Consider the following 25,679-nt stretch of genomic DNA (forward strand, 5'->3'; position numbering starts at 1 on the left):
AGGTGCAACGAACATTGAGCCCGACGAGCGTGTCACACTGGCGGCCGCTATGGAGATGACATCTATCGAGTCGTGGCACCCGCGCCCCGGCGAAGTACTCGAGATCCGGCCCACTGAGCAGACACTGGATGCCACTCGTTCGGCTGCTGCCCTCACTGCGCGACCGTCGCTGTTGCAGGAGTCGCACATCCGAACGGCGGCCGATCGGCGCGCGAAGGGCGTGCCGTGGTCGCCCTGGCTGGCGTTCTCCTTCCACATCCCGCAACCGCTCGACCGCGACGCGCTGCGACGCACGATGCAACGTTTCGTGACCCGGCACGGGGCTCTGCTCAGCTGGTTCGAGATCCCCGACGACGCACAGATCGACGACAGCACGACGTTCACCCGCCGGGCGCTCGAGGCCGATGACGTCGAGCTGGAGCTGGTCGACGCCGGCGTCGCGGCGGACACCGAGGCGGCTCGAGCGGCGATCACCGAACGTTTCGCGGCCGGCACGAGTCCGTTGGAATGGCCGTCGTTCGCGGCCGGCGCGATCGACCACGGTGCGGACGGATTCAGCGTCTACTACGGCGTGGACCACTCCTTCACCGACGGCGTCTCGATCACTCTTGCTGTGGACGACATCTTCCGGATCTATCAGCTCGAGGCGCACGGCGAAGGTGCCGAGCCTGCGGAGGTCGGCAGCTACGTCGACTTCAGCGAGGTGGAGCGCGCTCGTTCCGAGCGCCTGACCTGGCGTACGCCGGCCGTTCGAACCTGGGCACGGGCGCTGCTGTCGGTCCGCAACAAGCTGCCCAGCACGTCGCTCGACATCGGCCTCGAACCCGGCGAGACGGGGCCGTCCACGCGGACGAACCGCACTCTCGCCGACGCTGCCACCATGCAGGCGTTCGAGCAGCGCTGCAAGGCACACGGTGGTGGCGCGAGCGCGGGCCTGTTCGGCATCCTCGCGCTGATCGACGTCGCGCTGACGGGCCGGTCGAGCTATTTCGTGCTCAACACGGTCGCTACGCGTTCCGAGCCGCAGTACGCGATGGCACAGGGTTGGTTCATCAATCTGGTGCCGGTCGCGTTCCGGGTTCCTCGACGTGCCGGATTCGACGACCTGGTCGGCAGGGCGCAGAAGTCGATGAATCGCTCCAAGGCCGCGACCGACGTCCCGGCGCGCGCGATCGTCGACTACGCCGCGAAGTTCGGTGGGGTGAAGGTCGGCGCGACCGCCGTGCCGCCGATGGTGTCCTACCTCGACATGCGTCGCCTGCCCGGCGCGGAGCTGCCAGGTGTCGACGACGCCCACGCGCTCGGCGGGCCCGGCACGACCGGCGACGTGTCGATGTGGCTCAACCGGCGCACCGACCGGACCTATGCGCTGATGAGCTATCCCGACAACGCAACAGCTGCCGCGAGCATCGACCACTACTTCCGGGCCATCACCGAGCTCATCCGCGCGGTGGCGTCCGGTGAGCTGGTCGGCATCGAAACCGCTCGAGCGGCAATGGGATCCGCGGTTCCGGCGACGAGCTGAACTCACCAGTCGCTCCTCAGTCGGCGAGCTGTCGCAGGCTGCCCTCGACCTCGTCCAGCCAGCGGCCGACGATGCGCCGAGCTGCGCCCGTGTCGGGCAGCCGGCAGCGCAGCGCCAGGCCGGAGTCGTCACGAACCCACCACAGCTGCACGTCGGTGGTCGGCGCGTCCGGGCTGGCCTGGGTCATCCGCAGGGCGTCGTGCAGCTCGTGGCCCGGCACCCGCCGGTAGTCGACGAACGACACCATCCCGACGTCACCGGTGTGCGTGAATCCCGGTGGGTATGACGCGATCACGTCGCTCAGGCGCATCGCAGCGAGGTGCCGGGCTCGCTCGACCTGCTGCTGCGCTGCGGCCACAGCATCCTCGAGCGGCAGATGACCGGGGACGACGACCGGACCGTTGCTCACGAACCAGCCGACCGCCTCCCGCCACTCCGCACGGTCCCGGGTGCCCACCGGCAGGAGCGTGGCGAACTCGTCGCACAGGTCCTGTCGATGGGCGGCACGCGCGCAGACCGTAAGCAGGCAAGCCGGCAGCCGGGCGTCGTGGGCGCGGCCCCACTGCTCCACCGCGGCGGCCTGCGCCGCGGTCAGGGTATGGCGTATTTCCACGGCAGCCTCGCCCCGGCCGTGGCGGGCGTCCTCGGGTAGCGGGAACCGTGGCAGGCCACCGGAATTGCGCCGGAAGAACTCGTGCCATTCGGCCACCCGCGGGTCGTCAGGGTCGGTAGTGTCAGCGGCTTCCGCCCGGCAGGCGTCCAGGAAGGAGCCGACCGCTGGCAGGTGGGCCGTCGTGCGGTCGCGGTCGGTCCCGCCGGAGGCGGCGCCATACAGCTGGACGAAGTCGCGGCCGAGCAACGGCATCGAGACGGCGTCGGTGACGCCATGGTCGACGGCGAGCACGATCTGGGTCCGATCGCGACCTTCGATGGCTGCGCAGCAGATGGTCGGGCCGGTCAGCGAGTGCGTGGCGGTGTCGATCACAGCCATCAGCCGGGTTCGGCGCTCCGCGGCGTCGTCGGGCAGATCGGATTCGCTGAGGGTGCAGCTGAATTCAGCGCCGAAGTCGATCGTCGTCGGTGTCCCGTCGGTGAGATCGACCATGGTCCGTAGGGCTTCGTGACGGGACAGCAGACCGAGCAGCGCTGTTGGCAGGGCCGACCGATCAACGTGCTCGGGCAGCTCCAGGGTCAGGCAGAGCCAGCCACCGCTGTCCCTGCGGGCGGTGGCGTGATTGACCTGGTTGAACGACGGTGGCGCGTCGAGGACCGCCCGTGGCGGCGCGGTCGGGGTCGGCGTGCACAGCACCAGCCGTCCGCGTGGTGGTTGCAGTCGAGCGGCCGTCGTGAGCCGCATCAGGCAGTCAGTTGGACCGGTTGCCGCGCGAGTTGCCGCAGCACCGTGGTGAATTCGCTGAGGTAGCGCTCCACGCTCAGGGTGGCGGTCGGATTGTTGGGGTGTCGCACCGACACGTTGAGCCCGCCCCGCGCGCGCACCACCCAGAAGTAGAACTCGTCGTCGGAGTAACGGATGCTGCGTAGCGCACGTGCACGCGCTGCGTCGAACTGAGCCGCGCCGGGCAGGTGCCGGACGTCGACGTAGGAGACCACGAAGCGCGGTGCGGATGCGATGCCGAGCAGGTCGGCGATCGATGCGAAAGGGATCTGCGCATCGGCGCGGACATGGGCGGAGGCGGACTCTGCGCGGTCCAGCTGCTGCCCCAGGTCGGTGACGCCGGCCAGGTCCAGCACGAGAGGGCTGATGCCGACGAACCAACCCATGGATGTTGTGTATTCGGGGGTACGGGTGTGCATCGGCATGACGAGTCTCAGGGCCTCGTCGGTGCCGGTCGCGTGTTGCATGGCGGTGGCGAGAGCGACCAGCACCGCTGACTGCATGCCGTGACCCAAAGAGCGTGCGTGTTCGTGGATCGTGTCACTGACCTCGGCCGGTGCCAGCCAGCGCGAGATACTGCGTTGGGGGAGGGTCAGGTCGCGTGCCGCGTCGTTCGGCAGTGGGAATGCCGGGAACCTCGGCTCCTCCGGATCGAGGAAGCGCTCCCATCGACGGGTGGTCTCGTGCCCGTGATCGGCGACGGCCGCCCGCGTTCGTTCCGCGACGCTGAAATCGACGTAACTCGGGGCAGGTTCGGTGACGAGCTGCTCGCCGCCGAGTGCGGCGGCATACAGCTGATCGAGCTCGGAGACGGCGATGAGCTGGGAGTACGCGTCCATCACCGAGTGGTCGGCTGCGAACGCGAGGAGGAACCTCGGCCCGTCGTCCTGGTTGGTCGGCACGATGGTGGCAGCAACCAGGTGGGGCCACGTGTCGGCGCGAACGGTGTGGTCGAAGAAGCGTGAGACGACGTCGTAGACGCGCTCCACCGAATCGTGCGTGCCGGCGTCCCGCGCGGTCAGTTCGAGGCTCTCCGGGCGGTAGGTGACGCGGTGCAGACCACTTTCGTCGCGGGTCACCATCGTGCGGAACGACTCATGCTTCGCGTGCCAGGCGAGCAGGGTGCGTCGGACAGCGTCGGCATCGAACGGTCGATTGATCTCGAAAACCGTTCCGATCCATGACGGTTCGGTAGGGTTGCCAGCCTGCTGCACATGCTTCTCGTGCTGCGGCGACAGCGGTCGTTCGTCAGCCGCGTCGGTACTGGGTGTCGTGGACGTCGCTCGCCAGAACGCGACCGAACCAGCGTAAACCTGGTAGTCGGCGAGTTCGGTGTATTCCACTTCGCGGGCTCCTTTCGCGCCGGGCAGCGCGATACGAGAGGACAGGATGATGTGGGCCGGCGCCGAAGGTTACGGCACCGTAACCAGTGTGGGCAACATTGGTTCAAGAGTGGGTAAAGCTCTGCAGTTCAATCAGATCAGCGGCGTGTCCCACGGCTGCTGCCGGGCTGGTCAGTCGTCCGGCCAGCGTGCGGGCCCGGTCTCGCGTCGGGTCCGTGAGGAGCGTAGTGAGTGCCGTGACGCACTCATCGGCGGTCAGGTCGCGGAATCTCCGGTAGCTCCCGACCCGGAGTGCCTCCAGGCGTCGGCCCCAGAGGGGCTGGTCGGCGTTGAACCAGGTGATCAGCGACGGTATGCCGGCACGCAGTGCTGCGGCGGTGGTGCCCGCACCACCGTGATGAACCGCGGCGACGCAGCGCGGCAGGACCCGATGATGATCGACGGCAGGCACGATACGGAGGTAGTCGTCCGCGGCATCGGCGAACGTCGACCAGCCTGCGGCGACCAGTGCTCGACAACCCAGTCGCCGTGACACGTCCCGCACCATGGCCAGCATGTCGTCGGGGGAGGCGACCGGCATACTGCCGAATCCCCAGTAGATGCAGCGACCTTCGTCCAACCAGGTGTCCAGCTCGCTCTGGTCGTTCGCTCCGTCGAGCGCAGCACGCGTCTCGGGGGACAGGTCGAGGAAGCCGACGAGCGGTCGCCGTACACCCCATTCATCACCCAGTTCCGGGAACAGGACGGGGTCGATGGCCTGCACCTCGAGTGATCCGGTGTTCGTCATGCGTTGCGCGACCGAGGTCCGCGACGGACCGAGGCCGATGCGTGCACGCATGGCGTCCTCGCCGCGTCGGGTCATCAGCCGCCACGACCGGTCCGCGAGCCACCAGGCGAGGTGGTGGACCGGATCCGCTGCGACCGGCGGATCCGGAAGCAGGTGAACAGATTCGGAGCGCCTGATCGGGTAGTAGTGCATGGCCACCTGCGCGATCCGGTGCTTGTCGGCCAGTGCCCGAGCGACCTCCTGACCGAGGAAACAGGTGACGATCAGGTCGGATTCAGCTGCCACCCCGTCGAGGGCCAGCGCGAGCTCGGTCCAGCCGAAGGTTCCGAGCTCGGACAGGCCGCGCCAGCGAGTGCGTGGGTTCGGCGACTTGATGCGGTGTTGGACCAGATCCGACTCCAGCAGTGCAGCAGAATCGGGTCCGGTCGTGAGCGGTTCGATCCCGGCACGTCGAGCGAAATCGACGAGGTTCGGAGGAACCCCGAGCCGAACGTCGTGCCCGCGGCGGCGGAGCTCGAGCGCGAGTGCGACACCCGGCTGCACATCTCCGCGACTGCCGAGGAACGGCATGAGGATTCGCATGCCGTGTAGCGAATCACGAATGTCTGCAAGTGCATAAGGATCGCGAGCGGTGGGAAAGGTGATTCTCGTCGCACGGGCCGCTCCGAAGATGCTCTCCAGGTGTCCGATGCGGCACCATGGCGGCCATGACACCCACTCCCGTCGACCGCGGCCCGGCGGTCGACGTGCGAGATCTGACCGTTCGGTTCGGCGAATTCGTCGCCGTCGACGGTGTCAGCTTCACCGTGCCGACCGGGTCGGTGCTGGGCCTGCTCGGCCCGAACGGCGCCGGGAAGACCACCATCGTGCGGGTGCTGGCGACCCTGCTGCCGGCCACCAGCGGCACCGCCGGCATCTTCGGGCACGACGTTCGGCGGGACCCGCACGCGGTACGTGAAGTGATCGGCGTCACGGGCCAATACGCCTCTGTCGACGAAGAATTGACAGCACGCGAAAATCTGCTGATCTTCGCGCGACTGCTGCGCTACACGCGTGCCGGTGCTCGGCGACGATGTGACGAGCTGCTCGAGGAGTTCGCGTTGAGCGATGCGGCCGACCGTGCGCTGAAGAATTTCTCGGGCGGTATGCGCCGGCGTCTCGATCTGGCGACCAGTCTGATTGCGGAGCCACCACTGATCTTTCTCGACGAACCCACCACCGGACTCGACCCTCGCACGCGGCAGCAGATGTGGGCGACCGTGCGGCGACTGGTGGACGGTGGATCCACGGTGGTCCTGACGACGCAATACCTCGAAGAGGCCGACCAGCTCGCGGACAACATCGTGGTCATCGATCATGGGCGGGTCGTCGCGGAGGGATCCGCGGACCACCTGAAGTCATCGGTAGGCACGGGCACTTTGCGACTCGTGCTGCGCGACGGCGCCGAGCGGGCGACGGCGGGGTCAGTCATGGAGCAGTTGGCCGGTCACCAGGTCGAGATCGACAGCGACGGATCGCTGGCGGTTCCCGTCAACGACGCGTCCCTCGTGACGGACGTGCTGATCGGGTTGCGGGACAAGGGAATCGAAGTTGACGACGTCGGGGTGCACAAGCCGACCCTCGACGAGGTCTTCTTCCAACTCACCGGGAACCGCGAGGACACCGTATGACGGAGGCCACCGCTCAGACACGCACGCAGTACCGACAGCGGCATCTACCCAGCCGAAGGCCAACTGTCTCCGGCACTGCCGCAGCCTCGCTCACGCTGGCCGCGCGTGGTCTGCTGAAGGTCCGGCACAACCCCTTCCTGCTCTTCGACGTCGTGGCATTGCCGGTCGTCCTGACAGCGATGTTCGCCGGGATCTTCGGCGGGGCCATCGCCGGCAGCGTGGGCAACTACCTGCCTGATCTCGTTCCTGGTGTCCTGGTGCAGGTCGCGGTGACCGCAACCGTGAACACCGGGGTCCAGTTGTGCGACGACGTCGATCGGGGCGTCTTCGACCGGTTCCGCTCGATGCCGATCGCCCGGATCGCACCCCTGATCGGTGCGCTCACCGCCGACGTCGTCCGGTACGTCGTCGCAGCGGTGATGGTGGTCGTGGTCGGACTCGTGATGGGCTACCGCCCGGACAGCTGGCCAGGTTTGCTGCTGGGCTGCCTACTGGTCATCTACACGGCGTTCGCACTCAGTTGGGTCTTCGCGTTCCTCGGCGTCCGTATGCCGAGTGCGCCCGCGGTGCAAGGCGCTTCGATGTTCGTGCTGATGCCGATGACCTTCGTATCCAACGCGCTGGTGCCGACCGCGCACATGCCGTCATGGATCAAATGGTTGGCCGACATCAACCCCGTCTCGCACTTGGTCACGGCCGTGCGGCAACTCGCCAACGAGGGCACCCTCGGGGTGGACATCCTCTGGTCGCTCGTCGGCGCGACCCTGATCATGCTGGTCATGGCGCCCATCGCGGTCCGTGCCTACATCCGGAAGACGTGAGTAACCGCGTGAATGCAGTCCCCGACGACAACCGCCTCTGCCCACCGGAAGAAGCGTTCGTGTTGGCCGAGCAGGTGCTGGACCTGCCGGTCATCAACCAGCTGATCTGGCGGTTCGACACACCCCTGGATGCGGGCCGACTGGAAACAGTCGTGGACCGGCTCCGCGACGGGCCGTTGACCCGTCGACTGCACCGGGCCGGTGCTCCCTTCGCGCGCGCCAGCTGGACTGCGGCACCGTTCTCGGCACCCGTCCTGCGCATCGACGACGACATCGATCGTGCGGAGCTGATCGCGTGGGCCGACCACGATGTTCGGCGATCGTTCCGATCCGACAGCGGTGTGCCGTGGACCGTTTCGGCCGCACCGATGCGTGAAGGTGGCCACGCGGTGGTATTCACCGCGCCGCACACGATCTCCGACGGGTCCGGCGTGTTCGCAGCATTCGAGGCTGCGGTCACCGGCGACGACATCGGCCGGTTGCCCCACGACCAGGCGCCGAGACCGAGCAGGTCGGACGACCTGCGCGATGGTGCACGGCAGGCGACGGCTGCGGTGGCCGGTCCGGTTCGAGCGGTCCGGATGGCCCTGCGCAAGCGCAGAGACAGCAGCGCTGATGCGCGGCCACCGCGCCCCGGCCAGCCGGAGCGGCCCGACACCCGACCTTTGCCCGATGCCGAGCCTGCGGCATTCGCGGTCGCCGAATTCCCCGCATCCGAGTGGCGGGGAGCGGCGGAACTCCGTGGGGGATCGGCGAATTCGTTGCTCACCGCGTTCGGGATCGGGCTGCTGGAGGCGTCCGGACGGATCGACGCGGTCGACCGGATCCCCGTGTCGATCCCGGTCGCGGTGCGGAGACCGGGCGATCGCAGGGCCGTCGCGACGATCGGAGCGACCATGACGGCCGACACCGGGCCCACGCGGTATGACGACCTCCGGCCGCTGCGGAACGCCGCCCGCGAGGCCTTCCAGGACGCCACGGACCCGGACCGCGATCAGGAGGATCTGCTGCGGCTGCTGACCCCGACGATCCGGCTGATGCCACGGAAGCTGTTGCGTTCCATGGCTCTTCGACAACCGGCGGCAGTGTTGACCTGCTCCAATCTCGGCGAGGTGCCCGATCCGGTCGCCACGCTCGGGGGTCCCGACGCCGGTGCGGTAAGCGCACGGATGTCGGTGCAACACGCGACTGTCGAGCAGTTGCGCACCGCACGCGGTGGCCTGACGACCTGGCTGGCGTTCTCCGGAGGCAACGCCGTGCTCAGCACCCTCAGCATGGACCCCGACCGCTGGCCCGACAGCGTCTCGGTGCAGCGTGCGATTGCCGACGAAGCAGCGAAATGGTCTCTGACACCAAGGTTCTGGTGAGGTCCACTCATGGCACATGACCCCACCGTCACCTATGACAACCGCTTCACCTTCGGGGACGACGCCTACTTCCTCAGCGAGGACCTGCTCGGGGTCCCCGTTGCTTCGCAGCACACCTGGTGGCTCCCTGAGCCACTGTCGGCCGAAGCGCTCCGTTCGATCCATGACGGTCTGCACCAGGGACCGTTGAGCCGGCTCGTGGTCGAGTCGCGTGTGCCCGGAGCTCGGCGCCGCTGGGTGCCGGCCCCGGCCAGTGACCGGCTGAGCATCGCTGCCGAGCCGGTCCCTCCGGAGGGCCTGATGGCCTGGTGCGACGAGCAGTTGCAGATACCCGTCGACCCGGTGCGTGGGCCGAGCTGGTGGCTGTCGGCGACGCCGGTCAGCGGTGGCGGCCAGCTCGTGTCGCTCGTCACCCGCCATACGATCGGCGACGGCGGCCTGATCGTGCAGGCGGTCGACGCCGCGGTGACCGGCATCCGACTGCCCCAGGTGCCGGACGAGCGGCCGGGCTCGTACGCCGTGCGGTTGCGTGACGACCTCCGGGACGCGGCCCATCAGTATGTTGCGGCCGGCCGCGGTCTGGTCGACGCGGTGCGTGCGTTGCGCGGGCGGAAAACCCCGTCGACACCCGATGCCCCGACGACGGCGGACCGGTCCGACCGATCGTTGCGGGCAGATCCGACCTCGTCATACGTCCCGCCATTCGTGGCGGTCGACTTGTCCGCCGACGCCTGGCGGGTCGCGGCGGACGCCCGTGGCGGCACCTCGAACAGCCTGCTGCTGATGGTCTCCGCGAGCCTGGCGGTCGCGGCCGGACTCGCGCAGGAGGGCGACACAGTACTCGTCGCGATGCCGGTCCGCCGGCGTGACGAGGGCGACTACCGCTCGAACATGCTCGGTGGCGCGTCGGTGCCGGTGCGGGTGACGACTGATCGCCACGCCGACCTGCGCGGGGTCCGTGCTGCGACCAAGGCGGAGCTGACGCGGGCCGCCGATCCGACCCGGACATCGGTGCTCGACCGGCTCCAACCCGTCGCGCGCGTGCTGCCCCGCCCCGTCATACGCAAGATCGTCGAAGGTATGCCGGCATCCCTGGTGTCGGTGTCGAACGTCGGTCGTATGACGGTCCCGGGCGGCAGTCTCGGCGGTCCGACGGCTCTGTCGATGATGTGTCGCGGGGTGCATCGCAACATCACAACTGACCTGCTGCGGGCCGCGGGCGGCGGAGTGACGACCTGGCTGCAGGAATTCGGCGACCGGATGACCCTGACCGTGGAAGCGCTCGCTCCCGATCGCATACCGGACCGGGAGCGACTCGCGGCGCTGGTGACAGAGGAACTGGGCTGCTGGGACGTGGAGCCGCTGCAGGTCTGGTAGGCGGTCGCTGAAGACTCGGTGGGGAACGACGCCTGCCCGTTGACCTCGGCGCTAGGGTTGTCCCGTGGGTCGATTCAGCGCGTTGGAGTGGCCGGTCTTCCGGCAGTTGCGCTCCGGGGACCACCTCGGGCGCGGCCCCGCCGTGGCGTCGGCGAAGACCCGCGCCACGCAGTCGCGCAACGCCACCGCGGATCGTGTCGTCCAGAGCATCTGCCCCTACTGCGCGGTCGGCTGCGGACAGCGGGTCTACGTCAAGGACGAGAAGGTCGTCCAGATCGAGGGCGACCCGGACTCGCCGGTGTCTCGCGGCCGGTTGTGTCCCAAGGGCGCTGCCAGTGAGCAACTCGTCAACGCTCCCGGACGGCAGTACGACGTGCTCTACCGGGCGCCGCGCGCGACCGAGTGGCAGAAGCTGGATCGGGACACCGCGATCGACATGATCGCCGAGCGCTTCGTCCGCAGCCGCCGCAACACCTGGCAGGAGACCGACGACGAAGGTCGGATCCTACGGCGCACCATGGGCATCGCGTCCCTGGGCGGCGCGACCCTGGACAACGAAGAGAACTACCTGATCAAGAAGCTCTTCACGGCGGCGGGCGCCATACAGATCGAGAACCAGGCACGTATTTGACACTCCGCCACGGTTCCCAGTCTGGGATCCTCCTTCGGGCGCGGCGGCGCCACCCAAACGCTCCAAGACATGGCCAACGCGGACTGCATCGTCCTGCAGGGCGGCAACATGGCCGAGGCGCACCCGGTCGGCTTCCAGTGGGTTGCTGAGGCAAAAGCACGCGGTGCCAAGGTGATTCACGTCGACCCACGGTTCACCCGGACATCTGCGGTCGCTGACAAGCACGTCGCGATCCGGGCCGGTTCGGACGTGGCGCTGCTCGGCGCACTGATCAACCATGTCCTCAGCAACGAGCTGTGGTTCAAGGACTACGTCGTGGCCTACACGAACGCCGCGACGCTGGTCGGTGAGGACTTTCAGGACACCGAGGACCTCGGCGGGCTCTTCTCTGGATTCGACCCGGAGACAGGCACATACGACTCGTCGTCATGGGCCTACGCCCACGCTCATCCGGACGAGCACCAGCCGCATCAGGGCGGCGCACCGGGCGACGCGCTGGGCAGCGGTGGTCCGCCGCTGCAGCACGCGGAGGTGGAGCGGGACGAGACCCTGCAGCACCCGCGGACCGTCTTCCAGATCCTGAAGCGGCACTACTCGCGTTACACGCCGGAGATGGTGCAGGAGGTGTGCGGCATCTCGCCCGCCGACTTCGACTACCTGGCGCGCGCGGTGACCGAGAACTCCGGTCGGGAGCGCACGACCTGCTTCGCCTATGCGACGGGCTGGACACAGCACACGCTGGGTGCGCAGTTCATCCGCACCGCTGCGGTGCTGCAGTTGTTGCTGGGCAACGTGGGTCGGCCGGGCGGCGGCATCATGGCACTGCGCGGACATGCCAGCATTCAGGGATCCACGGACATACCAACGCTTTTCAACCTGCTGCCGGGCTATCTGCCGATGCCGATGGCCGGCAACCACGACAACCTGCAGGACTACCTCGCATCGGTGGGCACCAAGCAGCAGAAGGGCTTCTGGGCCAACTCCGACTCCTACTTCGTGAGCCTGATGAAGGCCTATTTCGGGGATGCCGCCACCGCTGAGAATGACTGGTACTTCGACAGATTGCCCCGTATGACGGGCGCCCACGGCACCTACGAAACGGCCATGAGCATGCTGGCGGACGAGGTCGAGGGATACTTCGTGCTCGGCCAGAACCCCGCGGTCGGATCGGCCAACGGCAAGCTGCAGCGCGAAGGGATGCGGCACCTGAAGTGGATGGTGGTGCGTGACCTCAGCCTGATCGAGAGTGCCACCTGGTGGAAAGACTCACCGGAGGTGGAGTCGGGCGAAGTGCGCACCGAGGACATCGAGACCGAGGTCTTCTTCATGCCGGCCGCGACCCACGTCGAGAAGGCCGGCTCGTTCACCCAGACACAGCGGATGCTGCAGTGGCGACACCAGGCGGTGCAGCCGCCAGGTCAGTGCCAGAGCGAGATGGACTTCTTCTTCGAACTCGGCCGTCGCATCCGGGGGCTCGTCGCCGCGTCCGACGATGAGCGGGACCGCCCGCTGCTCGACATGACGTGGGACTACCCGGTCGACGACGAGGGCAACCCGGACCCGGAGTCGGTGCTGCGCGAGATCAACGGATACCGCACCACGGACACCGGTGAACGCGAATTGCTCTCCAGCTACACCGAACTCGCGGCCGACGGGTCCACCTCATCCGGATGCTGGATCTACACCGGAGTGTTCGCGGACGACCAGAACAAGGCCGCGCGGCGTACTCCGCACGGCGGCCCGGGCGTGAGCCAGTCGCAGTGGGGCTGGGCATGGCCGTCAGACCGGCGGATCCTCTACAACCGCGCGTCCGCGGACCCCGACGGCAAGCCGTGGAGCGATCGCAAGAAGTACGTGTGGTGGGACGAGAGCGAGCAGAAGTGGGTCGGCGACGACGTGCCGGACTTCCCGGTCGATCGCGCCCCGCACAGTCGCCCCGACCCGGCTGTCGGTGGGCCGGCCGCGCTGGCCGGGGACGACCCGTTCATCATGCAGTCCGACGGCAAGGGCTGGCTCTTCGCACCGAAGGGTCTGGTCGACGGCCCCCTGCCCACGCACTACGAGGCGCAGGAGTCACCGGTGCGCAACGGGCTCTACCCGCAGCAGCAGAGTCCCGCCCGGTTGATCTATCCGCGGCAGGACAATCTGTCCGCGCCCAGTGCCGGCACGCCGGGAGCGGGGATCTACCCCTTCGTCTTCACCACCTACCGGCTCACCGAGCACCACACGGCCGGAGGTATGAGCCGCTGGCTGCCCTACCTTTCCGAGTTGCAGCCGGAGATGTTCTGCGAGGTGTCGCCGCAACTGGCTGCGGAGCGTGGTCTGGTCAACGAGGGTTGGGCCACGATCGTGTCGCCACGGGCCGTCATCGAGGCTCGTGTCCTCGTCACCGAGCGGATGAAGCCGCTGACCGTCGGCGGCCGGATAGTGCACCAGGTCGGGCTTCCCTACCACTGGGGTGTGGGCAACCACGCTCTGGTCACTGGTGATTCGGCGAACGATCTGATCGGTGTGACGCTGGATCCGAACGTGCAGATCCAGGAGTCGAAGGTCGCGTCCTGTGATGTGATTGCCGGTCGCCGCCCGAGAGGTCGAGCCGCTGACGCGCTGTTGGCGTCATACAACGAACGTGCGGGGGTGACGGTGCACACTGACAACCAGCGGGTCACCGACGTGCGCGAGGAGGATGTCGACGATGAGTAGCCAAGCTGCCCAGTCCGTGACGAACTATGCGCGAGGGGCCTCACACCAGTTCTCCGGACCGACCGACCCTGCGGCCGATGCGCACTGGCCGAGTGGGCAGGTGCGCAAGGGCTTCTTCACCGACACCTCGATCTGCATCGGCTGCAAGGCGTGCGAGGTCGCGTGCAAGGAATGGAACCACAACCCTCGGGACGGTGATCTCGAGCTGACCGGCTGGTCCTACGACAACACCCAGTCGCTCGGCGCGAGCACCTGGCGACATGTCGCCTTCATCGAGCAGGACCGCGAACGCATCGAGCAGGCACGCGAATCCGGCCGCAAGCTGGTCGACCTCGGCATGCCGGCCGTCCGTCCAAGCGGGTCGAGTAGCGGTGAGGGACGAGCCGCGTATCGAGACCAGGACGTCACGCCCCCGGACACTCCCGAGTTCCGCTGGCTGATGGCGTCCGACGTCTGCAAGCACTGCACGCACGCCGGCTGCTTGGACGTGTGCCCGACCGGCGCGCTCTTCCGCACGGAGTTCGGCTCGGTGGTCGTGCAGGACGACGTCTGCAACGGCTGCGGCACCTGCGTGGCGGGATGCCCGTTCGGAGTGATCGAGCGGCGTAGCGACGGCACCGCTGCACCCACGACGCGCAGTGGGGAGAAGAAGGGTGAGCAGCCCGACGTGCCCAAGCGCGGCGTCGCGCAGAAGTGCACCCTCTGCTACGACCGGCTGGTCGACGGCGAGACACCGGCCTGTGCCAAGACGTGCCCGACGACCTCGATCAAATTCGGCGATCATCCGGATCTCGTTGAGACTGCGCGTGATCGGGTCCATCAGTTGCACGAGGAGGGACTCACCGAAGCCCGCCTGTATGGCGCCAACGAGCTCGACGGGGTCGGTGGGACAGGTGCGATGTTCCTGTTGCTGGACGAGCCCGAGACCTACGGCCTCCCTCCGGACCCACGGGTGCCCACTGCAGATCTCCCGGTGATGTTCCGCCGCGCGGGTCTCGCCGCAGCAGGGATGCTCGCCGGCGCGGCCGTCGCCTTCCTCGGAGGCGGCCGGTGACGGTTTCGGACTTCGATCAATTCCGCCCGCCGGAGCCCGAGCGCCGGGGACGACGGTTCGGCAAGCTGCGACGCAAGAGGCGCCCCGGACGCACCGACGGCTCGGCAGAGATGCTGATGGTGCCGGACGTGGAGTTCACCTCCTACTACGGCCGGGCCATCGTCAAGCCGCCACCCTGGGGGCCGGAGATCGCCGCCTACCTCTTTCTCGGTGGCGTTGCAGGTGGATCCGGCCTGCTCGCCTACGGTGCACAGCTGACCGGCCGAAAGTTGTTGTGCCGCAACGCCCGCCTCGGTGCCATGGTGGCGGTGAGTGTCGGCGGCGCTGCCCTGGTCAAGGACCTCGGCAGGCCCGACCGCTTCTACAACATGCTGCGCACGATCAAGCTCACCTCACCGATGAGCCTGGGGTCGTGGATCCTCACCGCATACAGCGGTGGCATGGGGGTTGCCGCGATGGCCGACGTCGACCGGCTGACCGGAAGCCGGCTTCCGCTCGGGCCGATGCGCCGCGCCCTCGCCAAGGTCGAGCCGGTGGCAGGTGGCGTCGCGGCAGTCTTCGCTGCTCCGCTGGCGGTCTACACCGCGGTGCTGCTCTCGGACACGGCGAACCCGACCTGGAACGCCGCACACCGCGACCTGCCCGTGGTCTTCGCGAGTTCGGCCAGTCTTGCTGCGGGTGGTCTGGCGATGGTGACCACGCCGACACGCGAGACCGGCCCGGCGCGCGCGCTCGCCGTGATGGGTGTCGTGGGTGACCTGGCAGCGACCCGATACATGGAGAGCCGGATGGATCCGGTCGCGGCGGAGCCACTGCACCAGGGACGGCCGGGGCGACTGCTGCGCTGGAGTGAGCGCCTCGCTGCCGCGGGTGGTCTCGGTGCGCTGCTGCTGGGCGGAAACCGTGCGTTGGCAGCTGCTTCCGGCGTCGCGCTGCTGGGCGCCTCGGCGTGCACGCGGTTCGGCATACTCGAGGCAGGCATCGAGTCGGCCAAAGATCCACGTTACACCGTTGTCCCGCAACGCAATCGGCTCGCGAAGCGCCGCGCCGCCGGCATCACCGACGACTCCATCACCACCGCTGGGTAAGTCGTTCGCCCGCCCGCCTTCTTCATGCCGACAGGACAGGCAATGATCGAGAGGACAGCGGATTTCGCCATGTGAGGGCATCAAACGGGTGTCCTCTCGGTGAACGGGTGTCCTCTCGGCAAGGAGGGTTCTCTCGAGGAGGTCGAGGAGGTCGAGGAGGTCGAGGAGGTCGAGGAGGTCGAGGAGGTCGAGGAGGAGTCTGGTCGGCAGGCCGGGGAGGCTCAGCGGACTTGGATGCCGGAGCCGGCGACGGTGTGGCCGATGACCGGATAGCCGGGGACCTCGCCGACGACGAGCAACCCGCCCGACGTCTGGGCGTCGGCGAGGAAGAGCAGGTCGTCCTCGGTGATCGAGGACCCGGTGCGCAGGTGCGGACGCACCCAGTCCAAGTTCCGGCGGGACCCGCCCGAGACGTAACCACCTGCCAGCGCGTCGAGCGCCCCGTCGACGGCCGGCACCGCGGACCGGTCGAGCACAGCACCGATCCCGGACGCGCGACACAGCTTGTGCAGATGTCCCAGCAACCCGAACCCGGTGACGTCCGTCGCCGTGGTCGCCCCGGCGGAGAGGGTCGCCGCCGCAGCCGTGTCGTTGAGAGCGGTCATCGATGCGATCGCGGCCTCGAACACTTCGCCGGTCTGCTTGTGCCGGTTGTTGAGGAGCCCGACTCCGATCGGCTTGGTGAGGGTCAGCGGCATACCGGCGACACCGGCGTCGTTGCGCAGCAAGCGGTCCGGATGCGCGACGCCGGTGACCGCCATACCGTATTTGGGCTCCGGGTCGTCGATCGTGTGTCCGCCGATGACGGGACACTCGGCTTGCTTGCCGACGTCGAGACCGCCGCGCAGGACCTCCGTCATCAGCTCCATCGGCAGCACCTCGCGCGGCCAGCCGACCAGGTTGATCGCGACGACCGGGCGACCACCCATCGCGTAGATGTCGGACAGCGCGTTCGCCGCGGCGATGCGGCCCCAGTCGTATGCGTCGTCGACGACCGGTGTGAAGAAGTCGGCAGTGGACAGGATCGCGAGGTCGTCGCGCACGCGCACTGCTGCGGCGTCGTCGCCGTCGTCGACGCCCACGAGGACGTCCGGTCCGGCCTGGCCGGTGAGGCCACGCACCGCGTCCTCGAGCTCGCCGGCGGGGATCTTGCAGGCGCACCCGCCGCCGTGTGCGTAGCCGGTGAGTCGGAGCTGCTCCATGGCGGTCATGTCTTCGACCCTACGACGGCCCGGGTAAGTTGGCGCGTGGAGGCGTCAGGGTTCCTGGTGGGCCCCCCGGTCTTCAAAACCGGTGAGGCCGAGCATCTCGGTCTGGCGGGTTCGATTCCCGTCCGTCTCCGCCACAGCTATATCCCCTGCTCCACGGAGGTGCCGATGTCCTCGCAGGACCCGCGCAGCCGCATCCCGCGCACCGACACCCTGCTCGCCTCGCCTGCGGTCGTCGACGCGTCCGCTCGGCTGGGAGCGGACACCGTCCGCCGTCTGGTGATCGCCGCGCAGGAGCGGGCACGCCACGGTGAGATCGAGCCGGAGCAGGTGCCCGACGTACTGGCCCAGTCACTGCAGGCCGGCCGGGCCACCCGGCTGCGACCCGTCATCAACGCGACCGGGGTCGTCATACACACCAACCTCGGGCGGGCACCGCTGTCAGCGGCAGCGGTCGACGCCGTCCAGGCGGCCGCCGGGTATGTCGACGTCGAGCTCGACCTCGCGACAGGCACGCGGTCGAAGCGCGGCGTCGCGGCACGCGCCGCGCTGCTCGCCGGATGCCCGGACGCCGAGGAGGCGCTGGTCGTCAACAACGGCGCCGCTGCGCTCGTCCTCGCCACCACCGCACTGGCACAGGGACGTGAAATCATCGTCAGCAGAGGCGAACTCATCGAGATCGGCGCCGGCTTCCGACTCCCGGACCTGATCGCCTCGACCGGAGCCCGACTGCGTGAGGTCGGCACCACCAACCGCACCCACCTGAAGGACTACGCGTCGGCGATCGGGCCGGACACCGGCGCGATCCTCAAGGTGCATCCGAGCAACTTCCGGGTCGACGGCTTCACATCGGCGGCCGCCATCGATGAATTGCATGATCTGGCAACGCAACACGAGGTGCCGTTGATCGTCGACCTCGGCAGCGGCCTGCTCGCGCCGGACCCACTGCTGCCCGACGAGCCGGACGCAACCTCCGCGCTGGGCGCGGGAGCGGACGTCGTCACCGCGAGTGGCGACAAGCTCCTCGGCGGGCCGCAAGCGGGAATCGCCTTGGGGCGCAAGGCGATCGTCGACCGTATGGCGACACACCCGCTCGCCCGGGCGGTCCGTGCGGACAAGGTCGCCCTCGCCGCGCTGGAGGCCACCTTGACCGGCCCGGCGACACCGACCGCAACGGCGCTGCACGCGGATCCCGACCGCTTGCGCGCGCGGGCCGACGCGCTCGCCGCCGCGGTCGGGGGAGAGGTCGTGCCCCACGACGGCCGCGTCGGAGGTGGCGGCGCCCCCGGTGTCCCTCTGCCGGGGTGGGCCGTCTCGCTGCCCGAAAACACCGCGGCGGCACTGCGACTCGGTGATCCTGCGGTGCTTCCCCGCGTCCATGGCGGGGCCTGCTTGGTCGACCCGCGGTGCGTACCCGAGTCCGAGGACGGGCCCCTCACTGCAGCCGTGCAGGCCGCACTGGCGCACTGACATGTATGTCGTCGCCACCGCCGGCCACGTCGACCACGGCAAGAGCACGCTGGTTCGCGGACTGACCGGGATCGACCCCGACCGCTGGGACGAGGAGAAGCGGCGCGGTCTGACGATCGATCTCGGATTCGCTTGGATGACAACCCCGTCCGGCGCAGACGTCGCATTCGTGGACGTGCCCGGTCATGAACGTTTCCTGGGCAACATGCTCGCAGGGCTCGGCCCCGCGCCGATGGTCTGTTTCGTCGTCGCTGCGGACGAGGGTTGGCGGGCGCAGTCGGCAGAGCACCGGGATGCCGTACGAGCGCTCGGGATCGAGCGAGGCGTCGTGGTGATCAGTCGCGTCGACCTGGCGCCGGAGCGCGTCGGCGGCGTGACGGACGGGATCCGTCGCGAGCTCGCAGACACCGGATTGCGCGATGCACCTGTCATCCCGGTGTCGGCGGAGACGGGCCTCGGGATGGACGCACTCGTCAGCGCGCTTGACAAGGTCCTTGCCGAGAGTCCGAAACCTATGCAGGAGAGCCGGATCCGGTTCTGGATCGACCGGGCGTTCTCCGTCAAGGGTGCCGGCACCGTCGTCACCGGGACATTGCCTGCAGGGACGCTGAGCACCGGTGATCAGCTGACGATGCTCGGTGCTCGCGGTGAGGTCACCGTCGCCGTGCGTGGTCTCCAGCAACATGGGGAGACCGCGGACGAGGTCGGTTCGATCAGTCGGGTCGCGGTGAATCTGCGCGGCATCGACGCCGTGGCGATCCATCGGGGTGATGCGCTGATGACGCCGGGCCGGTGGCAGGTCACGCGGGTGCTCGACGTCCGCCGGGAGAGTGGGCCGGAGTTGTCCGCGCTGCCGGAACACATCACCGTCCACGTCGGCACCCTGACGGCATCCGCACGACTTCGGCCGTTCGACGACGCGACGGCCCGGCTGACGCTCGCACGTGACATCCCGGTCGCACTCGGCGATCGAATAATTGTGCGGGACAACGGATCCCGGTCAGTCGCCGGTGTCTCTGTGCTGGACGTCGATCCGCCGGAGCTGCGACGACGAGGTGCGGGGACCCGGCGCGCGCAGCAGTTGGCCATCCTGCCCGCGACAGGCGACGTGCAGGTGGAGGTCGCCCGCCGGGGTGCGGTCCGTGCCGAGCGTCTCGCCCGGTTGGGGATCTCGCTGCCAGCGACTGCTCCCGACGGCGTGGTCGTGCATGGGTCGTGGTGGATCGACAATGCTGCGTTGCAACGCTGGAAGGACACACTCCGCACCGCCGTGGCAGCGGACCAAGAGCGAAACCCGTTGTCCGCAGGGCTTTCTCGGGGAGCTGCGGTTGATGCCCTCGACCTGCCGGATCCGAGCCTGTTGAAGATCGTGGCAGCCGCTGTCGGCATGACTCAGCAGGGGGGCGCCATACGTTCCGCGGCGACCGACACACAGCTCGGCCCGGCGGAGGACGCGATCGCGACTGTGGAACACCGGCTGCGCGAGTCGCCCTTCGCCGCACCGGAAGCGGACGAGCTGTCCGCGCTCGGCCTCGGGAAGCAGGAGCTGGCAGCGGCCGAACGGGTCGGACGACTGATTCGGTTGCCGGACGGCGTCGTGCTGCTGCCAAGTGCGCCTGCGCTGGCGATGCGCGAATTGGCCAAGTTGCCAGAGGTTTTTACCACCAGTTCGGCACGGAAGGCGCTCGGCACGACGCGCCGAGTCGCCATACCGCTGCTGGAGCACTTGGACGCGCGCGGCTGGACCAGACGCATCGACGCCGGACACCGCACCGTGGTGCGGGCCGGCCCTGACGGATGAGGCTCAGGCCTCCGCGAGGGCGAGGTCGTCGCGCGCGGGCTCAGCACGCTTGGGCCGACGCCCCGAGATGGTCAGCGCGATGGCCCCACCGACCAGCGCCGCGACGGCACCGACGAGGAAGCACAGCTTGAACGCATCCGAGGACGGTATGGCGGGTGTGCCCGGCTTCAGGGTGATGGTCCGGCTTGTCAGCAGGCTGGCCATCACCGCACCGGCAACGGTGGTGCCGATGGACCGCATCACCGTGTTGATGCCGACACCGGAACCGGCCTCGGCCGGCGGCACGTTCTCCAGGATGAGGGTCGGCATGGCGGCATACCCGATGCCGACGCCGGCCATGCTGATGCAGCTCGCCACGAGCAACTGCCACGGCGCGCTCATCATGAACAGCGCGACCAGGTAACCGGCGCCGATCACACCTGCGCCGATCGCCAGGGTGATTCGCGCGCCGACCGTCGTCATCAACTTGCTCGACACCGGGGCGAGGAACATCATCATCAGCCCGCCGGGAGCCATCCAGAGGCCGGCCTCCAGGATCGATTGGCCGAGGCCGTAGCCGGTCGCCTTCGGCATCTCGAGCAGCTGCGGCACCACGATGGACTGGGCCATCATCCCGAACCCGATGAGCATGGCGGCGATGTTGGTCAGGAGCACCGGGCGGCGTGCGGTGGTGCGCAGGTCGACCAGTGGGTCCTGCTGGCGCAGTTCGTAACGGCCGAAGAGCACGAGCACGAGGAGACCGCCGACCACGCAGAGCAGGGTGTTCGTCGAGGCCCAGCCCCACTCGTTGCCCTTGGAGATGCCGACGAGCGTCGCGATGAGCCCGATCGCCAGGCTGATCGCGCCGACGACGTCGATGGAGGCCGGGTGGCCGTCCGAGACGTTCGGGACGAGGAAGGTCGTGGCGACGACCATGAGTGCCGCGAGTCCGGCGGACACCCAGAAGAGCGCGTGCCAGTTGTAGTCCTGCGCGATCCAGGCGGCCAGCGGCAGGCCGATCGCGCCGCCGACGCCCATGGTGGCGCTCAACGTCGCGATCGCGGTCGACGCCATGTGCGCCGGCACCACCTCGCGGACCATGCTGATCGCGACCGGGATGAATCCCATCGCGATGCCTTGCAGGAAGCGGCCGCCGATCATCGGCCACACGCTGGTCGACAGCGCGCACACGATCGAGCCGATCACCAGGATGACCGACGACCCGACGAGCACGCGCTGTTTGCCGATGATGTCGCCGAGCCGTCCGGCAACGGGCATGGCGACGCCGCCGCCGAGCAGCGTGGCGGTGACGACCCATGAGGTGTCGCTCGCAGCGGCGTGCAGCAGCCGGGGGAGCTCGATCTGGATCGGCAGCACGAGGGTCTGCATGAGCGCCGCGGACAGCGCGCCGAAGCAGAGCACGGCGATGATCAGTTGTGGCTTGACCGCCGTGGGGGCTGGTGCGTCAGCCGGTGTCTTCGAGGGGTTCGTGGTCTTCATCAATATGTATGGTGCATGCATGCATGTGCATCTGTCAAAATGCCGGTATGACGGATTCGGTGGCCAGTGAGCGCGGCGTCACGACTGAGCTGCGATCACTCGCTCGCGACCACACCCTGGCGCCCGAACGCCGGGCGGCCGCGATCCTGCACTCCTTCGACGTCGACCGCCGGGTGATGGAGGCGCAGACCAGCTTGGCTGCCGCCGACCTGCGGTTGTTGTGGTTGCTGTCCGACGGTCGGCCGCGCACCCAGCGGGACATCTCGACCGAGTTGAGCCTGGAGCAGTCGACGGTCAACCGGCAGGTCAACGCGGCATTGCGGGCGGGGCACCTACGGCGGGACGCCGCTGAGTCCGGGGCCGCGGTGCTGAGCGCGACCTCGCAGGGCCGCCGGCGCTATGAGTCCGACGTCGAAGCGTTGATGGGGCTCATGGGCACAGCGTTGCAGGCGCTGGGCGACGAGGCCGAGCAGTTCCTGGTGTCGCTGGCGACGTTCGTCGAGGCTTACCGCGCGGCCATGCCACACGCCCGCGACCACTGACTCTCTGCCTCACAAGGGAACGATTCGACGCAGATACTTGGACGTCCTAGTATTGGTGGTGAGTATGGCGAGCCCGATTCTCAAACAAGCACAGGAGACTCGAACCGAGGTGGGTGGCACGAGCTCGCGAGTCGCAACACCACCCCGGATCGAGTCTCGATGAGTGGAGACACCATGTCCGAGGCACCCGCGCTGCATGTTCCGGAGAACCCGGTCCGCATCGTCACTGCGTCCAGCCTGTTCGACGGGCACGACGCATCGATCAACATCATGCGGCGGATCATGCAGAGCCAGGGCGCGGAAGTCGTTCACCTCGGCCACAACCGCAGCGTCCAAGAGGTCGTCGACGCGGCGATCGAGGAGGACGCGCAGGGCATCGCGGTCAGCTCCTACCAGGGCGGGCACGTCGAATACTTCGAATACCTCACCCAGTTGCTCCGCGATGCCGGCGCCGACCACATCAAGGTCGTCGGCGGCGGCGGCGGTGTCATCGTGCCCGAGGAGATCGACCGACTGCGCACGTCCGGCGTCACGATCTTCAGCCCGCAGGACGGCCAGCGGCTCGGTCTGGTCGGGATGATCAACCAGGTCATCAAGGACTGCGACTTCAATGTGTATGACGTGTCCCGCCCGGACGCACACGCCGTCATCTCCGGTGACCGCGCAGCCGTGGCGCGCACCATCAGCGGCGCCGAGCAGGGTGCGCTCGACAGCGTGCTGTTGGACGACCTGCGCTCCGCGGCCGACGACCGCCATACGCCCGTGCTGGGCATCACCGGCACCGGCGGGTCCGGCAAGTCCAGCCTGACGGACGAGCTGGTGCGCCGCTTCCGGATGGATCAGCAGGACAAGCTCCGCGTCGCGTGCGTGGCGATCGACCCGACGCGTCGGCGTGGCGGCGGTGCGCTGCTCGGCGACCGCATCCGGATGAATTCCCTTGATGGCGAACGCATCTTCTTCCGTTCGCTCGCCACACGCGGTGGTCGCGAAGTGCCCGAGGAGCTCGCCGAGGTCCTCACGGTGCTGCGCGCAGCGGCATACGACCTGATCATCGTCGAGACCCCGGGCATCGGCCAGGGCGACGCGGCGATCATCGACTTCGCCGACGTCAACCTCTACGTCATGACACCCGAGTTCGGTGCGCAGAGCCAGCTCGAGAAGATCGACATGCTCGACTTCGCCGACGTCGTCGCGATCAACAAGTTCGAGCGCCGTGGCGCGATGGACGCGTTGCGCGACGTCGGCCGGCAGATGGTGCGCAACCGCGAGGCGTTCGGCCAGAAGCCCGAGGACATGCCGGTCTTCGGCACGTCGGCCGCGACCTTCAACGACGACGGTGTCACCGCGCTCTACCAGGAGCTGATCACCGAGCTCGGCGCCAAGGGCCTCGAACTGGCGCAGGGTGCCCTCGAGCCGGTGTCGGTCCGGCACTCGTCCGTGCTGCGACAGGTCGTGCCGCCGCAGCGTGTGCGCTATCTGGCGGAGATCAGCGAGACGGTGCGCGGCTACCACGCCGACACCGAGCAGTATGTCGACGCGGCCCGTCGTGTGCAGCACCTGACGACTGCGCGGGATGCGTTGGCGGACAAGGCCCCCGAGGCGTTGAACGCCCTGATCGACGAGGCCGGTGAGGCGCTCCCCGGCTCGGTCGCCCGGCTGCTGACCGACTGGCCGAAGGTTGTCGAGTCCTACAGCGGCGACGAGCAGGTCGTGACGATCCGCGACAAGGAGATCCACACGACGCTCGCACGGGAGTCGTTGTCCGGCAACAAGATCCGTCGCGTCTCGCTGCCGCGCTACCAGGATCACGGTGAGCTGCTCTCCTTCCTGCGACGGGAGAACCTGCCGGGCTATTTCCCTTACACTGCAGGCGTTTTCCCGTTCAAGCGGGACAATGAGGACCCAGCGCGGATGTTCGCCGGTGAGGGCGATCCGTTCCGCACCAATCGCCGCTTCAAGCTGCTGTCCGAGGGCCAGCCGGCGACGCGACTGTCGACGGCGTTCGACTCGGTCACGCTCTACGGTCGCGACCCCGACCTGCGCCCCGACATCTACGGGAAGGTCGGCACCTCAGGCGTTTCCGTCGCCACGTTGGATGACATGAAGGTCCTGTATGACGGCTTCGACCTGACGTCGCCGTCGACCAGCGTGTCGATGACGATCAACGGTCCGGCGCCGACCATCCTGGCGTTCTTCCTCAACACGGTCATCGACCAAGAGTTGGCGAAGTTCGCCGAGGAGCAGGATCGGCAGCCGAATGTCGAGGAAGCACAACAGGTCCGAGCCCGGGCACTGGCGACGGTCCGCGGCACGGTGCAGGCCGACATCCTCAAGGAGGACCAGGGTCAGAACACCTGCCTGTTCTCCACCGAGTTCTCGTTGCGGATGATGGCCGACATCCAGGAATGGTTCATCGCCAACGAGGTTCGCAATTTCTACTCGGTGTCGATCAGCGGCTATCACATCGCCGAGGCCGGAGCGAACCCGCTGAGCCAGCTGGCCTTCACCCTGGCCAACGGCTTCACCTACGTCGAGGCCTACCTCGCGCGTGGCATGGACATCGACGACTTCGCGCCGAACCTGTCGTTCTTCTTCTCCAACGGTATGGACCCGGAGTATTCCGTCATCGGTCGCGTCGCCCGGCGCATCTGGGCGGTCGCGATGCGGGACAAGTACGGTGCCAACCCGCGCAGCCAGAAGTTGAAGTACCACGTGCAGACTTCCGGGCGGTCGCTGCATGCGCAGGAGATGAACTTCAACGACATACGCACCACGCTGCAGGCGCTGATCGCGATCTATGACAACGCGAATTCGCTGCACACCAACGCTTTTGACGAAGCTGTCACGACCCCGTCGGAGGAGTCGGTGCGCAGGGCGCTCGCCATACAGCTGATCATCAACCGGGAGTGGGGCCTGGCGATGAACGAGAACCCGCTGCAGGGCTCGTTCGTCATCGACGAGTTGACCGACCTGGTGGAAGAGGCAGTGCTGCTGGAGTTCGACCGCATCGCCGAGCGTGGTGGTGTCCTCGGTGCGATGGAGACCGGCTACCAGCGGGGCAAGATCCAGGACGAGTCGATGCTCTACGAGCACCGCAAGCACGACGGCTCGCTGCCGATCGTCGGCGTCAACACCTTCCGCAACCCGCATGAGGGCGAGGTGCCGCAGAAGGTCGAGCTCGCCCGCGCGTCGGAGCACGAGAAGGAGTCGCAGCTGACTCGTGTCGGCGCGTTCCAGCAGGAGCACCGTGACGAGGCGCAGGAGGCGTTGACGCGCCTGCGTGCGGCGGCGACCAACGGCGACAACGTCTTCGCGGTGCTGATGGACGCAGCCCGCGTCTGCTCGCTCGGTCAGGTCACCGAGGCGTTCTTCGAGGTCGGCGGGCAGTACCGCCGCAACGTCTGAGGCCCGCCCCCC

General features: G+C 68.1%; 17 protein-coding genes and 1 tRNA gene. 13 read left to right on the top strand and 5 right to left on the bottom strand.

Annotation, left to right across the window (positions count from 1 at the left end; genetic code table 11):
• The first annotated feature begins 49 nt into the window (after positions 1–49).
• Positions 50–1,525, top strand: a complete 1,476-nt coding sequence (locus tag IEX71_RS07135) for a condensation domain-containing protein (protein WP_188836277.1) — start codon at positions 50–52, stop codon at positions 1,523–1,525.
• Between the two features lie 16 nt (positions 1,526–1,541).
• Here the strand turns inward: IEX71_RS07135 and IEX71_RS07140 are convergent, their stop codons facing one another.
• From IEX71_RS07140 to IEX71_RS07150, 3 genes are all read right to left on the bottom strand, one after another.
• Entirely contained in the window at positions 1,542–2,882 is a 1,341-nt protein-coding gene (locus tag IEX71_RS07140) for a condensation domain-containing protein (protein ID WP_188836278.1), read from the bottom strand.
• Complete coding sequence (locus IEX71_RS07145; protein WP_188836279.1) at positions 2,882–4,264, bottom strand: condensation domain-containing protein; 1,383 nt, start codon at positions 4,262–4,264, stop codon at positions 2,882–2,884. Before IEX71_RS07145 ends, IEX71_RS07140 begins: the two co-directional genes overlap by 1 nt.
• A 103-nt stretch (positions 4,265–4,367) precedes the next feature.
• Positions 4,368–5,633 carry a glycosyltransferase gene (locus IEX71_RS07150; RefSeq protein ID WP_188836280.1) on the bottom strand — a complete coding sequence of 422 codons (1,266 nt, stop codon included), beginning with the start codon at positions 5,631–5,633 and terminating at the stop codon, positions 4,368–4,370.
• A gap of 125 nt (positions 5,634–5,758) precedes the next feature.
• Between IEX71_RS07150 and IEX71_RS07155 the strand changes: the two genes are divergently transcribed.
• The 7 genes from IEX71_RS07155 (at position 5,759) to nrfD (ending at position 15,762) form a co-directional block, all read left to right on the top strand.
• Complete coding sequence (locus IEX71_RS07155; RefSeq protein WP_229749540.1) at positions 5,759–6,721, top strand: ATP-binding cassette domain-containing protein; 963 nt, start codon at positions 5,759–5,761, stop codon at positions 6,719–6,721.
• Positions 6,718–7,542, top strand: a complete 825-nt coding sequence (locus IEX71_RS07160) for an ABC transporter permease (protein WP_188836282.1) — start codon at positions 6,718–6,720, stop codon at positions 7,540–7,542. Before IEX71_RS07155 ends, IEX71_RS07160 begins: the two co-directional genes overlap by 4 nt.
• Positions 7,539–8,909 carry a hypothetical protein gene (locus IEX71_RS07165; RefSeq protein ID WP_188836283.1) on the top strand — a complete coding sequence of 457 codons (1,371 nt, stop codon included), beginning with the start codon at positions 7,539–7,541 and terminating at the stop codon, positions 8,907–8,909. Before IEX71_RS07160 ends, IEX71_RS07165 begins: the two co-directional genes overlap by 4 nt.
• Before the next feature lie 9 nt (positions 8,910–8,918).
• Positions 8,919–10,286: a condensation domain-containing protein gene (locus IEX71_RS07170; RefSeq protein WP_188836284.1), complete on the top strand. Its 1,368-nt coding sequence runs from the start codon at positions 8,919–8,921 to the stop codon at positions 10,284–10,286.
• 64 nt (positions 10,287–10,350) lie between these two features.
• Positions 10,351–13,620 carry a formate dehydrogenase gene (gene fdh / locus IEX71_RS07180; RefSeq protein ID WP_229749541.1) on the top strand — a complete coding sequence of 1,090 codons (3,270 nt, stop codon included), beginning with the start codon at positions 10,351–10,353 and terminating at the stop codon, positions 13,618–13,620.
• Positions 13,613–14,674, top strand: coding sequence for a 4Fe-4S dicluster domain-containing protein (locus tag IEX71_RS07185; protein WP_188836286.1), 1,062 nt, complete (start codon positions 13,613–13,615; stop codon positions 14,672–14,674). Before fdh ends, IEX71_RS07185 begins: the two co-directional genes overlap by 8 nt.
• A complete protein-coding gene (nrfD, locus tag IEX71_RS07190) occupies positions 14,671–15,762 on the top strand; it encodes an NrfD/PsrC family molybdoenzyme membrane anchor subunit (RefSeq protein WP_188836287.1) in 1,092 nt (363 codons plus the stop codon). The genes IEX71_RS07185 and nrfD overlap by 4 nt, the downstream gene beginning before the upstream one ends.
• A 221-nt stretch (positions 15,763–15,983) precedes the next feature.
• Here the strand turns inward: nrfD and selD are convergent, their stop codons facing one another.
• Positions 15,984–16,973: a selenide, water dikinase SelD gene (gene selD, locus IEX71_RS07195; RefSeq protein WP_188836288.1), complete on the bottom strand. Its 990-nt coding sequence runs from the start codon at positions 16,971–16,973 to the stop codon at positions 15,984–15,986.
• Between the two features lie 38 nt (positions 16,974–17,011).
• Here selD and IEX71_RS07200 point away from each other — a divergent pair.
• The 3 genes from IEX71_RS07200 to selB all read left to right on the top strand — a co-directional run bounded on the left by IEX71_RS07200 (position 17,012) and on the right by selB (position 20,241).
• Positions 17,012–17,107 (top strand) — tRNA-Sec (locus IEX71_RS07200).
• A gap of 31 nt (positions 17,108–17,138) precedes the next feature.
• Positions 17,139–18,440, top strand: coding sequence for an L-seryl-tRNA(Sec) selenium transferase (gene selA / locus IEX71_RS07205; protein WP_188836289.1), 1,302 nt, complete (start codon positions 17,139–17,141; stop codon positions 18,438–18,440).
• 1 nt (position 18,441) lies between these two features.
• Entirely contained in the window at positions 18,442–20,241 is a 1,800-nt protein-coding gene (selB, locus tag IEX71_RS07210) for a selenocysteine-specific translation elongation factor (RefSeq protein WP_188836290.1), read from the top strand.
• 3 nt (positions 20,242–20,244) lie between these two features.
• Here selB and IEX71_RS07215 read toward each other — a convergent pair whose 3' ends face one another.
• Complete coding sequence (locus IEX71_RS07215; protein ID WP_188836291.1) at positions 20,245–21,720, bottom strand: MFS transporter; 1,476 nt, start codon at positions 21,718–21,720, stop codon at positions 20,245–20,247.
• Between the two features lie 47 nt (positions 21,721–21,767).
• On the opposite strand from IEX71_RS07215, the gene IEX71_RS07220 reads away from it, so the two are divergent.
• Positions 21,768–22,262 carry a winged helix DNA-binding protein gene (locus IEX71_RS07220; RefSeq protein WP_188836292.1) on the top strand — a complete coding sequence of 165 codons (495 nt, stop codon included), beginning with the start codon at positions 21,768–21,770 and terminating at the stop codon, positions 22,260–22,262.
• A gap of 174 nt (positions 22,263–22,436) precedes the next feature.
• Positions 22,437–25,667: a fused isobutyryl-CoA mutase/GTPase IcmF gene (gene icmF, locus IEX71_RS07225; protein WP_188836293.1), complete on the top strand. Its 3,231-nt coding sequence runs from the start codon at positions 22,437–22,439 to the stop codon at positions 25,665–25,667.
• Positions 25,668–25,679 lie beyond the last annotated feature (12 nt).

Origin of the sequence: Flexivirga endophytica, assembly GCF_014640635.1 — a bacterium.
Taxonomy (GTDB): domain Bacteria; phylum Actinomycetota; class Actinomycetes; order Actinomycetales; family Dermatophilaceae; genus Flexivirga; species Flexivirga endophytica.